Raw genomic sequence first — 14,857 nt, 5'->3', positions numbered from 1 at the left:
TGTCGGAGGACCCGAAGGAGGGCGGTGTGCTAGCGGCTTTTAGCCCGCGTTCGAAAGGTTGAGCTGGCGCGCCTTGGTCAGGATCGCGTTCTCCAGGTCGGCCTCGGTCTGGGCGGCCACGGGCGAGGCGGTCCAGTCGCCGCCGGCAGTGCGGACCTCCTTGGTCACCGTGACGTTCAGGGCGTCGGCGCGCAGGCGGGTGTCGAGGATGAAGACGGTCGCCTTGAAACGCTCGTTCGGCGTCTGCGGATTGACGTACCAGTCATAGTTCACGACGCCGCCCCACGGATCGGCGGTCAGCAGCGGCATGAAGCTGAGGGTGTCGAGAGTGGCGCGCCACAGATAGGCATTGACGCCGATGCCCTGCTGCGCCGTCGTGGCGCGGGGGGCCGAGCCGCCCGAGAAGGGCAGACCGCCGCAGGCGGAGAGGAGCAGACCGCCGGTGACAACCAGTGTGGTCGCCAGGACCGTCTTGCCGCGAACAAAACCCATCGAACGTCGTCTCCTTCGGGTGCTGACCCGCCGGTCCCGATGCGGGTGGCGGGCGCAAAGGCGCGACGGTCCCGACCGTTCGCCAAGCGCGGCTCTATAACACGCCCAAAAGGGGCGATGACAAGGCAATCCACAGCCGAGGCCCTCCGTATCCGGCGGCCACGATCCGCATCGGGCTCGGAAGACGATTTCCCCAGCCCGGCGAACACCTTCCCGTCGTCTTCCCGTGACGCTTGCGCCACAGGCGGGTGCAAGAGTCGGTGGAACCGGGTTGCTTCGGCCTCGTTGCGTTGACCGGGCGGACTACCGGTGTCTAATCGGCACGTCCACGGTGGAAATGCCGGGTTCACGAACAAGGGTCCGGCGAGAAACGCCGGGTCGAAGGGTTGGAAATGCGTCTCGCCGCGGTCATCGCTGCCTCTGTCGGTCTCGTCGCCCTTCTCGGCGTCGCGGGCGAAGCGTCCGCGCAATCGCGGTCGCGCGCGCCGGCCGTGACCCTGGCCGAAGCGTCCAATGCCCAGCGTTCGACCCCCGCCGCACCGCGTCGCGGCCTGCGCTGGAACGAGAACGGCCGCTGGGGCCTCGACTTCAACCTGAACCAGCCAGTCGGCCGCGAAGCCGAATGGGGCGACGTCGAAGCCGGCGCCTACTATCGCCTGTCGCCGCGCCTGCGCGTCGGCGCCGCCGCCGGCCTGGCCACGCCCGAGCAGGATCCGGCCCGTGCGCCCGAGACCGACCGCCGCGCCCAGCCGCGCGTGCGACTGGAAACCCTGTTCCGCTTCTAGGGCCCGAACGGCCCGGCGATGCCGCCGATCGCCGCCAGTCCGAAGACGCCCGATCCCTGCAATCCGCCTGCATTTCCGGCCGTGATCCCGCCGAGCGCGATGACGCGCGTCCGGCCCTCCGAGGCGCGAGCCAGGGAATTCCTGCCGAGAGAGGGTTTCGCAGAGGACTCCCCGCCCGCCGGGAAGATCGGCGACAGCACCACCGCGTCCAGATCCCGCGCGGCCAGCGCCGCCTGGACTGAATGCACCGCACCGGTCAGAATCCAGTCCGGCCGCCGTCCCGACAGGGGATAGGCCGCCGGGATCGCCCGTTCCGGCAGATGCAGGCCGTCGGCGTCGACCCGGTCCGCCAGCCCGGCGTCCAGTCCGATCAGCAGGCTCATGCCGCGCTCCCGCGTGGCGATGCGCAGCCGCTCCGCGGTCGCGATCGCGTCCGCCGCGCCGAACGACCGATAGACGACGCCCGATCCCGCCGGCATTCGCGCCGCGATCTCCCAGGGCCTCGGCGTCCGTTCCGGGTCGGTGAACAGCAGCATCGGCGGGACACGCGACCGCCCGCCGCTCCTGACAATGTCGGCGTCGCGGGCTAGAGCCTGAGCCATGGCCCACAATCGGGCTCCGTCTTCCGTCATATCCGGCACGTCCATGGTCGCCTCATCCCCCGCTTCGACGCCCCCGTCTACAGACGACACCTTTGCCGCGCGTCTGGCGACGATCCGGGCGCGCATGGCGGCGGCCGCCAGCGCTGCGGGCCGCGATCCGGCCGCGATCACCCTGACCGCCGTGTCCAAGACCCAGCCGGACGAGGCCATCAAGGCCGCCCTCGACTCGGGGCTGCGGGTCTTCGGCGAGAACCGGGTGCAGGAGGCGCAGGGCCGCTGGACCGATCGCCGGACGGCTCGGCCCGACCTTGAGCTTCGCCTGATCGGCCCCCTCCAGTCCAACAAGGCCGACGACGCCGTCGCCCTGTTCGACGTCATCGAGACCCTGGACCGGCCGAAACTGATCTGCGCCCTGGCCTCGGCCTCGCAGAAGATCGGCCGCTCACCCCGGCTGCTGGTCCAGATCAACACCGGCGAGGAGGACCAGAAGGCGGGAGTGGCCCCCCGCGACGCCGATGCCCTGATCGCCGCCGCCCGCGCCCAGGGATTGATCGTCGAGGGACTGATGGCCATTCCGCCCGCCGACGAGGAACCGATCCTGCATTTCGCATTGCTGGCCCGGATCGCCGGCCGCAACGGCCTGGGCGTCCTGTCCATGGGGATGAGCGCCGATTACGAGGCCGCGATCCGGCTGGGTGCGACTCACGTGCGGGTCGGATCGGCGTTGTTCGGGGAACGAAACCCGGCTTTCGCGCCCTCTAGTTGCTGATTCCACGCCAAATTCAGCCGCCGCCTTGGCGTTTGGCTCCAGCCTCGCCATTCTAGACAGATGCCCCCAGCCAAGACCCTGCTCATCATCGACGACGACGACGACCTGCGCGAGGCCCTGGCCGAGCAACTGGCGCTGCATGAGGAGTTCAAGACCGTCCAGGCCTCGACCGCCACTGAGGGTCTGCGCCTGGGTCGAGAGATCCGCGCCGACCTGATCCTGCTCGACGTCGACCTGCCCGACATGGACGGCCGGGAGGCCTGCCGCCTGTTGCGCAAGGACGGCGTCTCGACCCCCGTCATCATGCTGACCGGGCAGGATTCGGACGCCGACACGGTTCTGGGTCTCGACAGCGGGGCCAACGACTATGTGACCAAGCCTTTCCGCTTCGCCGTCCTTCTGGCCCGCATCCGCGCCCATCTGCGCAGCCACGAACAGTCCGAGGACGCCGTCTTCCAGATCGGCCCCTATTCCTTCCGCCCCGCCGGCAAGATTCTGGTCGATCCCAAGGGCAAGAAGATCCGGCTGACGGAGAAGGAAACCAACATCCTGAAATACCTCTATCGCGCCGGGGCCAAGCCGGTGTCGCGCGAGGAGCTGCTGACCGAGGTCTGGGGCTACAACGCCGGGGTCACGACCCACACCCTGGAGACCCACATCTATCGCCTGCGCCAGAAGATCGAGCCCGAGCCCGGCCAGGCGCGCCTTCTGCTGACCGACGCGGGCGGGTACCGGCTGCAGCCCTAGGCGTCAGCCTCCAACCCGCCACTCCGACAGGATCCTGCCGTCGGCGGTCTCAAAAGCCACCCGATCCAGGTGAACGGCGCCGATACAGACCGGCCTTTGGTCGGAGGAAGCGCTTCGGCAACGAAGCGCGCGCCCGTCCGCGAATGCAGCCAGGCGACCTTCCAGCACCAGCCGATAGCCGCCGACGGGCGCGGCCGGGGCCTGGTCGCCCTCGCCGCGCACGGTGAATTCGTAGGCGCGACCGTTGCGGCGACCCAGTCGGGAGCCGTCTTCCTCGAACACCGCCGCAAGACCGACGGACTGGGGCGACGGCGCCGCCACCGGGCCGCTCGCGAGGGGATGGCCCTCGACGCCCGGACAACCGTCGGCTCGCAGCCATGGCCGGGATATCCAGAAGCCCTCGGCCGCTTCCCAGCGGTCGGCGCTCCCCGCCAGCAGCGGCGAATCCGTCCAGTCGCCGGGGGTCAGGGTCAGTCTCAGGCTCTTGCGCCGGGGTCCCCACGACCAGGCCGCCAGCCCGTCGCCGGGCGCCGCCCCGACGGGCGGGCTCCCACCCGCGCAGCCGAAGGCCTGGCGGACGACGAACCGACGTCCGGTCAGCGAGCCCCCGGCGGTCTGGCCCGCCGCATAGGCCGAGGCCGCTGCGTCCATCGCCTGCAACAATCCGGCGCGATTCAGGGTCGGGGCGGGCGGCACGGGCGGTTCAGCCGTTTCGGCCGGCGGGGGCGCGATCGGCGGAGCAGTCACGGCCGCCTCCCGCTGACATCCCGAGAGAAGGAGAGCGGTCGCCGCGAGCGCGACGGCCGACGGGCGAAGCAGCGCGGTCGGTTCGAGCATGACCAAGTCTAGCACGCGCGGGGCGTTTCGGGGTCCGGCGCCTGAAAAAGGTTGACGCAAGCGCCCCGGAGCGATCTGCACGGGCTCATGACCTTCGATCAGATCGCCGCCCTCGCGGTGCTTGTCGGCGTCGTCGGCGTCTTGATCCATGGCAAGGTTCGCGCCGACGTCGTCGCCCTGACTGCCGCCGCCGTCCTGCTGTTGTTCGGGGTCGTGCGGCCGGTCGAGGTGCAGGGCGCCTTCGCCAGCCCGGCGGTCATCGCCCTCGCCGGTCTGTTCGTCATCGCCTACGCCATCGAGCTGTCGGGGCTTCTGGGCTTGCTGATCCGCCAGGCGACGCAACTGGCGGCGAGGATCGGAGCGACGGGAATCTGGATCGTCATCGGCCTGTGCGGCGCCGTCGGCGGCTTTCTGAACAACACCCCGGTCGTCGTCCTGGCCGCGCCCGTAATCCGCGACGTCGCCAAGTGCCTGCATCTGTCGCCCAAGCGATTCCTCATGCCCCTCAGCCATGTGACAGTCCTTGGGGGGCTGCTGACGCTGATCGGGACATCGACCAACCTGCTGGTCAACGACATGGCGCGGAACGCGGGCCAGCCGGTCTTCAGCCTGTTCGAGATCACGCCGGTGGGGCTGGTCATCGCCGTGGCCGGGGGGCTCTGGCTCTATTTCGTCGGCGCGCGTCAGCTGGGCCGTGCGGTGGCCGAAGACGAGGCCGAGGCTGCACGGATCGCGATGATCGAGGAGAGCCGCCGGCGCGCCGAGGCTGAGGCGAGAAACCGCCAGCGCCGTCGGCTCCTGCCCTTCGGGCTGCCGCGCTTCGGGGAATCCCGCAACCAGCCGGACGGCTCGGGCGACGCCCATCTGGGAGACGTGGCCCTGTACGGGGCGGCGGACCAGCCGTTTCGCCTGAGACCGGCTATGATTTCGCTGGCGATCTTCGCCCTCGTCATCGCTTCTGCGGCGTTGGGATGGGCGCCCATCGCGGCCTCCGCCTTCGCCGGGGCGGTCGCCCTGATCCTGTGCCGGGTCATCACACCCGAGGAGGCCTATGCCGGGCTGAGACCGGAAATCCTGCTGTTGATCGCGGGGATGGTCGTGGTCGGCACGGCCATCGAGGTCACCGGACTGGCGGCCGCAGGGGCCGACGCCCTGATCCATGTGATTCGTCCGATGGGGCCGCTGGGCGCCCTCATCGTCCTCTACGGCGTGACCCTGTTCGCGACCGAACTGCTGTCAAACGCTACGGTGGCGGTGCTGATCACCCCGATCGCCGTGGCGCTGGCGGAGAGCCTGGGCGTGGATCCGCGCCCCTTCCTCGTCTGCGTCATGATGGCCGCTTCGGCCGCCTTCGCCACGCCGTTCGGCTATCAGACCAATGTGCTGGTCTTCAACATGGGCGGGTACAGCTACATGGACTTCGTCCGCGTCGGCTTGCCGTTGAACCTGGTGACCTGGGTCGCGGCCATGGTCGCCATCCCGATCTTCTTCCCGTTCTAGAGTCTGGAGGCCGGCGCTAGACGTCCAGATCGACCGTGATCGGGCAGTGGTCGCTGGGCTGGGTCCAGGCACGGACGGGCTCGTGGATGATCGCCGAGCCGGCTACGACCGACGGCGTCAGGCCCGGGGAGGTCCAGATGTGGTCCAGGCGCAGGCCGCGCGCCGACTTGCGGAAGTCCTCGGCGCGATAGCTCCACCATGAGGCCAGCTTCTGCGGTTCCGGCCAGGCGTCGCGGACCACGTCGTGGAAGCCGCCTGCCGACTGCAGCCGGTTCAGGGTCTCGACCTCCAGCGGGGTGTGGCTGACGATCTTCGACATATAGCGGTGGTTCCAGACGTCGAACTCGCTCGGGGCGATGTTGAAGTCGCCGCACATCAGCAGGCGCGACGAACGGTCCTGACCCGCGATCGTCGCGGTCAGCTGTTCGTAGAAGTCCATCTTGTGATCGAATTTCGGGTTCAGCGCGCGGTCCGGCACGTCGCCGCCGGCCGGGATGTAGAAATTCTGGATGTCGACGCCGGCGACCCTGGCTGAGACGCAGCGGGCGTGGCCCAGTTTGCAGGCCTGGAAGGTGTCCGAACGTTCGATCGGCAGGCGCGAGGCGATGGCGACGCCATGCCAGCCCTTCTGGCCCGCGATCTTCAGGTGCGGCATCCCCATGTCGACGAAGGCGTTCCGGGGGAACTGGTCCTCCAGGCATTTGATCTCCTGCAGGCACAGGACATCGACGTTTGCCTCAACAACGAACCGCGCGACCTGGTCGATGCGCAGGCGGACGGAGTTGATGTTCCAGGTGGCGACGCGAAGCATGGACCCCGTCTAGCGCAAGCCGGGCCGCGCTCAAGCCGTGAGCGACCGCAAAGTTCAGCCTCGGGCAGATTGAAGATCCGACCCGGGGGCTCGCGATCGGGCACTGAAAAGAAAACCCCCGGCGCGGACGCCGGGGGTGAAGGTTGTTTCTCTCTCGCCGCCATCGGGAGGGGATGAGGTCCGAAGGCGCAAGAACGGCCGCCGCCGCTCTGTGCTCAAAGTGTCACGCCTCATAGAAATAGTCAAATCCAAAGAGAGGGCGATTGCCTGTGTTCTGCCGAACACGGTCCACGATTCGTGGATCCGTCAGTTGCGACCGGGTCGGCGGGTCGGATCGGTCAGGCGGAACAGGCTGGAAGCGAGGTTCGGGGCGGGCGTCAGAGTGGTCAACTGGGTCCGGGTGCGCCCGCCCTGCGAATCCGTGATGGTCCATTCCTGCAGCCGCAGCGGCGTGCCGGAGAAGGCCAGGATGACCGAACCCTCGTTCGGGTTCCTCTGATCGCGGGCGGTGATGGCGAAGGCACCGGACTGCATCCGGGTGACGCGATCGATCCGCACGCCCTGGTCCAGACGGACGTTGCGGGCGAGGAAGGTCGACAGCGGCGTCACGCCCAGAGGCACCTGGCGGAAGACGTTCAGGCGAGGGTCGTAGCGTTTGACGTTGTCGCCGTCCGACACGACCAGCAGGCCCGCCGGATTGGTGTATTCGAACCGCATCTTGCCGGGGCGCTGCAGATAGAAGCGGCCTTCGCGGCGCTGGCCTCCCGCGCCGGTCTCGACGAAGTTGCCCTGGGCCGAGGTCAGGTTCTGCAGATAGGTCTGGGCCGTGGCCAGGGTGGCGCGGTCCTCCGCCGACAGCGCCGTCTGGGCGCTGGCGGGCAGGGCGGCCCCCATGCCGGACAGGCTGGCGATGGCGGCGAGGCCGAAGCCGAGGTCTCTGCGGGACAGGGTCATGGTCGTCTTTCTCCCTTCGTCATCCCCCGGCTTGACCGGAGGACGGGATGGTTTTCGAGGCTGCCGTTGTGCCGGTCCAGCGCGGCGCGGCGATGACGGCAGCTAGACCTTATTCAGGCGGCGGGATGAAGCCCTGTTCAGGTCGAAAGGTTCCCGAAAGCCGTCTCCCGCCCCCTTTATGGGGAGAGAGCACGATCAGGCCATCGGCGGCGGACCGGCGAGGATGTCGCGCTTGCCCGCGTGGTTGGCCTGGCTGACGACGCCCTCCTGCTCCATCCGCTCGATCAGTGAGGCGGCGCGGTTGTAGCCGATCTGCAGCCGGCGCTGGACGTAGGAGGTCGAGGCCTTGCGGTCGCGGGTGACCACGGCCACGGCGCGGTCGTAAAGGTCGTCGCCCGACGATGCATTGCCGCCGTCCTCCATGGCGTTGTCCTCGTCGCCGTCGGGATCGTCGGTGATCAGGTCGAGATAGTCGGGCTCGGCCTGGGCGCGCAGGTGTTTGCAGACTTCCTCGACCTCCTGGTCCGTCACGAACGGCCCGTGCAGACGGGTGATACGGCCGCCGCCGGCCATGTAGAGCATGTCGCCCTGACCTAGCAGCTGTTCGGCGCCCTGCTCGCCCAGGATGGTGCGGCTGTCGATCTTGGAGGTGACCTGGAAGGAGATTCGGGTCGGGAAGTTGGCCTTGATCGTGCCGGTGATGACGTCGACCGACGGGCGCTGTGTCGCCATGATCAAATGGATGCCGGCGGCGCGGGCCATCTGGGCCAGACGCTGGACCGCGCCCTCCACGTCCTTGCCGGCGACCAGCATCAGGTCGGCCATCTCGTCCATGACCACGACCAGATAGGGCATGGGCTCGGGGCGGATCTTTTCGCTCTCGAACACCGGGCGACCCTGATCGTCGAAGCCGGTCTGGACCGTGCGTTCGAAATGCTCGCCCTTGGCCTGGGCCTCGCGGGCGCGCTCGTTGTAGCTCGCGACGTTGCGCACGCCGAGCTTGGACATGCGGCGATAGCGGTCCTCCATCTCGCGCACCGTCCATTTCAGGGCGACGACGGCCTTCTTCGGATCGGTGACCACAGGGGCCAGCAGGTGCGGGATGCCGTCATAGACCGACAGCTCCAGCATCTTGGGGTCGATCATGATGAAGCGGCATTCGGCCGGCGACAGCCGGTACAGGATCGACAGGATCATGGCGTTGACCCCGACCGACTTGCCCGAGCCGGTCGTGCCCGCGATCAGCAGGTGGGGCATGCGCGCCAGATCGGCCACGTAAGGGTCGCCGCCGATGGTCTCGCCCAGGGCCAGCGGCAGGATGTGGGCCGGCTTGCCGTATTCGGACGAGGCCAGCAGGTCCCTCAGATAGACGGTCTCGCGCTTCAGATTGGGCAGTTCGATGCCGATGGCGTTGCGGTTCGGCACGACCGAGATGCGGCAGGCGCGGGCGGACATGCTGCGGGCGATGTCGTCGGACAGGGCCACGACGCGGCCGTGCTTCACGCCCGGCGCCGGGACCAGTTCGTACAGGGTGACCACCGGGCCGGGGCGGATCTGATCGATCACCCCCTTGACCCCGAACTCCGCCAGGACGCCTTCCAGCATCTTGGCGTTCTGTTTCAGCGCGTCCTCGTCGACCATGCCGGCGCGGGCCTGGGGCTTGGCCAGCATGCCGAGCGGGGGCAGGGAAAAGTCGCCTTCGGGCCGGACGAAGTCGAAGGCGGTCTGGTCGTCGTCGACGGTCTTCTTCGAGGATTTGGCCGGCTTGGGCGCCGCGACCTTGATCTCGTTCCCGGACGTGCGCGAGGCCGGCGCGGCGGAGGCGGGCGCGTGGACCGGCTCGTCCCAGGGCAGGGGCGTCCCGGTCTCAGCCTCGTCGTCGTCGGGCAGCTCGAGCCTGGGCGCGCGGCGCGGGGCGCGGACCGGCGCGGCCTCCGCGTCCGGCGCGGGCCGGACGGGACGCCTGCGCGAAGGCGGCGCGGGCTCCGCGGAACGGCGCAGGCCCGAGACCCAGGCGGCCCCTTCGGCAAAATCGTTCAGGCGCAGGCCCACGGCGTATCCGCAGGCCCACAAGCCGAAGGTGACGAAGGCGACGCCGCCGATGATCTCTCCGCCGGGAACGCCGAGGGCGCGGAAGCCGGCATCGACGAGGCCGATGACCCCGTCGCCCCACAGCCCGCCGAGCCCCGCCGCCAGCGGCCAGGCGGTCGGCGCGGCCAGGGCCGACAGGGCGGCGGACAGGCTGAGGACCCCGCCCGAGGCGGCCAGAGTCTTGAGCGGCGTGGGTTTGAGGCGTTGCTGGATCGCGTCGCCGATGGCGGAGGCCAGGCCGAAGGCGACGGTCAGGGCGGCGGCCGGCCAGGCGGCGAGGCCCAGCGACTGCATGAACAGATCGGCGAACAGGGCGCCGTTGGCTCCCAGCCAGTTGGTGGGGGCGATCGATGACGCGGCGTTCAGGCTGGGATCGGCGGGGTTCCAGGACACCAGGGCGGCGACCAGCAGAGTCGCCAGCAGGGCCTGCAGCACGCCGCGAAACCGCACCATGAAGGGGGCTTCCCAGATCATGAGAGCGCCCAGAATGGCGCGCTGGCTGATGGCGAGGGCTGCGGACATGCAGGGGCTCCGGACGGACTTGCAGGCCAGTGTCGCAGGCTCGGGGTTAAGGGGCTGTTAGTGATGGCGTGATCACGCCGCCTGATTTTCCTTGGCTTTTTCCAGACGGCCGGTCCGACTTCTGGGATAAGTCGCGGGTGAAGTCGGACAGCTTCTGCGGGCTCCGATCGCTATTCGCGACCAGGTCGGACATGTGCGCCGACGGACGTCGAGCCTCAGATTCGTAGGCGGGTCCGAGCGCATACTGGATCGACGACTTAGTGGACCAGGCGTGTAAAACGCTCGAGGCGGTCAGCAGATGGTCACACCGCTTTACACCTCGGCTTTTACCATCCGGCGATCTTTGATGGGTTGACCTCCTCGCCTATTGCGTGCCGACTACAACCTTGGCTGGCGGGTGGGGGATGCATGCGGGTCGTGGGTCTGATTTTTTTTGCCTTCGGGCTGTTGGCGTCTTCTGCAGAAGCCCAGCAAACGTCCACCTATCGCTACGACGAGCATGGGCGACTGCTGGCCAACGCAACGGCGGCGGCCAGCGGAAACAGGACTCTCTCAACATACGTTTACGACAGCGCTAATAATCGGACCCAGCGTCAATCGACGCCGATCGCGCCTCGCATGGATAGCAGCATCCTCTATCCAGGCGAGTTCATCATCCCCGAGCAGGCTCTGGTGTCGGTGGACGGGCGCTCCCGTCTGGCGCTGGCCGAGGACGGCTCTTTGACCGTGACTTGCAACGGCGTTCCACACGTCGTCCTGGCGGGCGCCAACGGCCAAGCCGCGCAGCTGGTCATGCAGGGCGACGGCAATCTGGTCCTGTACACCTCCGTAATGTCGCCGGCGACCGCGCTGTTCAACACCACCACCTCAGGCAACGCGGGAGCCTTCCTGCGTCTCCAGGACGACGGGAATCTCGTCGTCTACCTCGGATCGACGCCGCTCTGGGCCACCTATGTATACTGCTGAGAACCCATCATGCTGACATTCTGGGCGAAGGCCTTGCGCGCGATTCTATCGTTCTCGCATTGTAGCCAGAATAATAGCCGGCTCGGGCATACCCTGGCCGCGTCGGTTGTTTTGAGCAGCGTGTGCTTGGCTTCTTCGGGCGCCGTCGCCCAAGAGAGCCTTGTACCATCCGCGCCCTTCGAAGCGGTTGACCGGTTCGGAGTCGAGTTGTCGTCCGGAACGGTTCAGGTGTCTTCGCCGTCGATCAGCGTGGGGCCTGCGGACGGCGGGCTGAGCTTCGCCGCGACGTGGGACACGGGCGTACACGCTTGGCGCTACAGCAACTGGGGCGCGGTCAACAAACCGGTCGGCTCAGACCCCTATTGCTACAACTATCTCACCGTCAGCTTCATGGGGAAGTCGAGCAAGTTCCAGCGGGACACCTGCACCGGCCCCTACATCCTGATGGATGGCTTGGGGACGCTGACGGAGGCGAGCGGGACTTGGACATACACCGCGCCCGATGGAACGATCGGGACGTATCAGGGCACAAGCCGGGTGGTCGTGGGAGGTGCGCTGGTAGATCAGACCAAGATCGTGTCGATCGCCAAGCCGACAGGTGAGATCGTCACCTTCACCTACGCCTCTGGCGGTCTGCAATCGGTCTCTAACAATCTCGGGTACCAGATCCATTTCGACTATATCAGTAGCGTTCTCTCCAAGGTCACGGCGCTCAACAACGCTGTCGATCCTTGCGACCCGGCGGCCGCGAGTTGCACCTACTCGGTCGCCTGGCCAAGCCTGACCTTCACGACGTCCGGCGTCGAACAGCAGGTCACCGATGCCCTGAACCGCACCACCCGCGTTATCTTCGACAGCACTACCCCAACGACGGCGAAGATTGTCGGCATGGCGCGGCCTACGCGGACGTCGGGCGCGTCAGTGACCTACACCAACATCTTCGTGCCGCCACTCGGCTGGCGCGTGACAGCCGCTTCGGACGGCGTAGGAACGTGGACATATGGCTACGAGGGCTGGCCCTGTCCGCCAACCGGCCCCTGCCCGCCCCCGACGGAAAATTACGATCTCGATACGACAATCACCGATCCCAACGCGGGGACGACCGTCTACAATTTCCGCTGGGACTACCAAGGCGAATTCAGCAACGGGCAGGTGCTGTCGTCCCTCGCTTCTGTGACCAATCAGCTCGGTCAAACCACTGGGTTGGGCTTCGACGGTTCAGGGTTCGTCGGTGCGACCTATCCGGAAGGCAATGGCGTCAGGATCACGCGCAGCTACGTCACAAGCGCGGTCGAAACGATCACTGAAAGTGCGAAGCCGGGCTCGGGCATCGCAGACGCCGTGACCACGTTCAACTATCAGGACTGCAGGCTGACCACCGCCATCCTGTGCCGCCGCCCGACCAGCGTTTCCGACGCGAGGGGCAACGTCACGACCTATACTTATGACGCAGCGGGTAACGTCCTGACCGAGACAAGCCCGGTGCCAACCTCCGGCGCGGTGCAGCCCCAGACCCGATCCGTCTACCAACAGCAGAACGCCTGGTACAAACAGGGCGGCTCCTCTTCGATCACTCAGAACACCAGCCCGGTCTGGCTTCGGGTCGAACAATCGCAGTGCGCGACGCTGCCGGGTCAGGTCGGATCGACGCCGGCGCTGTGCGACGGGACGGCCGATGAGATCCTTTCAACCATCGGCTACCAGGCAGGCGGCAGCGGCGCCGCCTCCAATCTGCTGCCGGTGACCCTGTCGAGCGGGGCGGGGGACGCCTCCCTCACCGCCACGACCACCACGGCCTACGACGCGACCTCCAACGTCCTGAGCGTGAACGGCCCTCTCGCCGGGACCGCCGACACGACCCGCTACGTCTACGATGTCATGCGCCAGTCGGTCGGGGTCATCGGTCCCGACCCCGATGCGGGCGGCGGTCGCCTCTTCCCGGCGACCCGCAACACCTACAACGCCGATGGGCAGACGACTGTTGTCGAGCGGGGCACGACGAACGGCCAGACCGATCCCGATTGGTCCGCCTTCTCCACCTTGCAAACGGCGACCACGACCTACGATGCCCAAGGTCGCATGTCGCGAGAGCAAGGCGCTCCCGGCACGGCGGCCGCAAGCCTGACAGACTACGCCTATGACACCGCTGGCCGCCTGATCTGCACGGCGCAGCGGATGAATCCCGCCAACTTCGGGACTTCCGCCACCAACGCTTGTTCTCTGACGACAGCCGGCGCTTACGGTCCGGATCGCATCGTTCGCAACACCTATGACGCCGCCGCTCGTCTGGCTCAGGTTCAGACGGGCTACGCCACCCCGGCCGTGCTAACGGAGCGGGTGCAGGCTTGGACGTCGAACTCCAAGACGGACTGGATCGAGGATGGGGCCGGCAACCGTTCGGCTTACGCCTACGACGGCATGGACCGGCTCTATCGTCTGTACTTCCCGGTCACGGCGGTGGGCGCTCACGTCGCCAACAGCTCCGACTTCGAGGAGTACGGCTACGACGCCAACGACAATCCGACATCGAAACGGACCCGCGCCAATACTCTGTTCACGACGGCGTTCGACACCCTCAACCGCATCACCGGCATCGACGCCCCCTCTGGCTCCAACGACGTCTGGTATCGCTACGATAACCTGGGCCGCCGCCTGTCCGCATCACACGCATCGGGCGTGCCCAGCTGTTCGACGACGGCGGTCTGCTCAACCTGGGACGCTCTGAGCCGCCAGACGACCGAGACCGCGTCGCTGGGGACGACGACCAGCGGCTACGACCTGGCAGGCCGGCGGACCCGGCTGACCTGGCCCGACGCCTTCTTCGTCACCTACGGCTACGACCTCGACGATCGGATGGTCCTGATCCGTCAGGCTGGGGTCACCGACATCGTCGCCTATGCCTACGACAACCAGGGCCGGAGAACCGCGACCGGTCGGGGCAACGGGGTCTCCACCCTCTACGGCTATGACGCGGCCTCGCGCCTCACGAGCCTCAGCCAAGACTTGGCCGGCACGGCCTCGGACGTGACGTTCGGCTACTCCCACAGTCCGGCGAGCCAGATCACGTCCTTGGGCCGGTCGAACCCAGCCTATGTCTACGCCGGTCCGACGGGCTCGGCGACCTTTGCGAACAACGGGCTGAACCAGTCGGTCACCGCGGGCGGCGCGACCCTGACCTGGAGCGCCCAGGGCAACCTGACTGGCGACGGGTCCCGCACCTATGCCTACGACGCCGCCAATCGCCTGACGGGCGTGGGATCGTCGACCCTGACCTACGACCCACTAGACCGGCTGTCGCAGATGGTCGGGACGCAAGGCGCGCGCTACGGCTACGACGGCGGGTCGGAGATTGTCACCGTCATTCCGACCGGGGCGACAGCCCTGACGCGCTGGGTGCGCGGCCCTTGGGCTGACGAGCTTGTGGCCGCGTATGTGGGTGGGAGCACGACCAATCCGAACTATACCCTGCAAGACCACCAGAACTCCTCAATCGCCATCACCGACGCGTCGGGTGCCCTAATCGCCACGCCTCTGGCTTATGACGAGTACGGCAACCCCCGCCCCGGCAACGGCGGCCGGCTGATGTACACCGGCCAGATGTGGATGCCGGACTTTGCGGCCTACCACTACAAGGCGCGAGTCTACCGGCCGGACCTGGGAAGGTTCCTGCAGACCGACCCCGTGGGGTATGAGGCGGGAATGAACCTCTATGGGTATGTGGGGAATGATCCGGTCAATCAGACCGACCCGACGGGTGAATGTCCGCCCTTTATTTGCGGCG

At 67.5% G+C, this 14,857-nt stretch carries 12 protein-coding genes; 6 read left to right on the top strand and 6 right to left on the bottom strand.

What is annotated here, in order from left to right:
• Positions 1-39: 39 nt before the first annotated feature.
• On the bottom strand, positions 40-492 hold the full coding sequence (locus ACP7A5_RS11870; RefSeq protein WP_426042114.1) for a DUF3576 domain-containing protein: 453 nt from the start codon (positions 490-492) through the stop codon (positions 40-42).
• Positions 493-884: 392 nt separating this feature from the next.
• Here ACP7A5_RS11870 and ACP7A5_RS11865 point away from each other — a divergent pair, with 392 nt between their 5' ends.
• Positions 885-1,277 (top strand): NtrZ family periplasmic regulatory protein, encoded by a 393-nt coding sequence (locus tag ACP7A5_RS11865; protein WP_426038539.1) that lies wholly within the window; start codon positions 885-887, stop codon positions 1,275-1,277.
• Here the strand turns inward: ACP7A5_RS11865 and ACP7A5_RS11860 are convergent.
• Positions 1,274-1,924, bottom strand: a complete 651-nt coding sequence (locus tag ACP7A5_RS11860; protein WP_426042113.1) for a thiamine phosphate synthase — start codon at positions 1,922-1,924, stop codon at positions 1,274-1,276. The genes ACP7A5_RS11865 and ACP7A5_RS11860 overlap by 4 nt on opposite strands.
• Here ACP7A5_RS11860 and ACP7A5_RS11855 point away from each other — a divergent pair.
• Both ACP7A5_RS11855 and ACP7A5_RS11850 read left to right on the top strand, forming a co-directional pair.
• Positions 1,923-2,648 carry a YggS family pyridoxal phosphate-dependent enzyme gene (locus ACP7A5_RS11855; protein ID WP_426042112.1) on the top strand — a complete coding sequence of 242 codons (726 nt, stop codon included), beginning with the start codon at positions 1,923-1,925 and terminating at the stop codon, positions 2,646-2,648. The two genes, ACP7A5_RS11860 and ACP7A5_RS11855, sit on opposite strands and share 2 nt — an antisense overlap.
• Positions 2,649-2,708: 60 nt before the next feature.
• Positions 2,709-3,395: a response regulator transcription factor gene (locus ACP7A5_RS11850; RefSeq protein WP_303694776.1), complete on the top strand. Its 687-nt coding sequence runs from the start codon at positions 2,709-2,711 to the stop codon at positions 3,393-3,395.
• 3 nt (positions 3,396-3,398) lie between these two features.
• Here ACP7A5_RS11850 and ACP7A5_RS11845 read toward each other — a convergent pair whose 3' ends face one another.
• The gene (locus ACP7A5_RS11845) at positions 3,399-4,142 is read right to left on the bottom strand and encodes a hypothetical protein (RefSeq protein WP_426042111.1); all 744 of its coding nucleotides are present in this window, start codon (positions 4,140-4,142) and stop codon (positions 3,399-3,401) included.
• A gap of 177 nt (positions 4,143-4,319) precedes the next feature.
• Here ACP7A5_RS11845 and ACP7A5_RS11840 point away from each other — a divergent pair, with 177 nt between their 5' ends.
• Positions 4,320-5,732 carry an SLC13 family permease gene (locus ACP7A5_RS11840; RefSeq protein ID WP_426042110.1) on the top strand — a complete coding sequence of 471 codons (1,413 nt, stop codon included), beginning with the start codon at positions 4,320-4,322 and terminating at the stop codon, positions 5,730-5,732.
• Between the two features lie 16 nt (positions 5,733-5,748).
• Here ACP7A5_RS11840 and ACP7A5_RS11835 read toward each other — a convergent pair whose 3' ends face one another.
• From ACP7A5_RS11835 to ACP7A5_RS11825, 3 genes are all read right to left on the bottom strand, one after another.
• Positions 5,749-6,543, bottom strand: coding sequence for an exodeoxyribonuclease III (locus ACP7A5_RS11835; protein WP_426042109.1), 795 nt, complete (start codon positions 6,541-6,543; stop codon positions 5,749-5,751).
• 306 nt (positions 6,544-6,849) lie between these two features.
• A complete protein-coding gene (locus tag ACP7A5_RS11830; protein WP_426042108.1) occupies positions 6,850-7,497 on the bottom strand; it encodes a LolA family protein in 648 nt (215 codons plus the stop codon).
• Positions 7,498-7,692: 195 nt separating this feature from the next.
• On the bottom strand, positions 7,693-10,110 hold the full coding sequence (locus ACP7A5_RS11825) for a DNA translocase FtsK 4TM domain-containing protein (protein ID WP_426042107.1): 2,418 nt from the start codon (positions 10,108-10,110) through the stop codon (positions 7,693-7,695).
• A gap of 417 nt (positions 10,111-10,527) precedes the next feature.
• Here ACP7A5_RS11825 and ACP7A5_RS11820 point away from each other — a divergent pair, with 417 nt between their 5' ends.
• Both ACP7A5_RS11820 and ACP7A5_RS11815 read left to right on the top strand, forming a co-directional pair.
• Entirely contained in the window at positions 10,528-11,076 is a 549-nt protein-coding gene (locus ACP7A5_RS11820; protein ID WP_426042106.1) for a hypothetical protein, read from the top strand.
• A 207-nt stretch (positions 11,077-11,283) separates the two neighbouring features.
• Positions 11,284-14,857: RHS repeat-associated core domain-containing protein (locus ACP7A5_RS11815; RefSeq protein WP_426042105.1), on the top strand; the 3,574-nt coding region annotated here is incomplete at its 3' end.

Source organism: Brevundimonas sp. TWP2-3-4b1, from assembly GCF_049897665.1.
GTDB classification, from domain to species: Bacteria; Pseudomonadota; Alphaproteobacteria; order Caulobacterales; family Caulobacteraceae; genus Brevundimonas; species Brevundimonas subvibrioides_B.
Note: the sequence above shows the minus strand (reverse complement) of the source record. Positions and strands in the feature narration are given on the sequence as shown.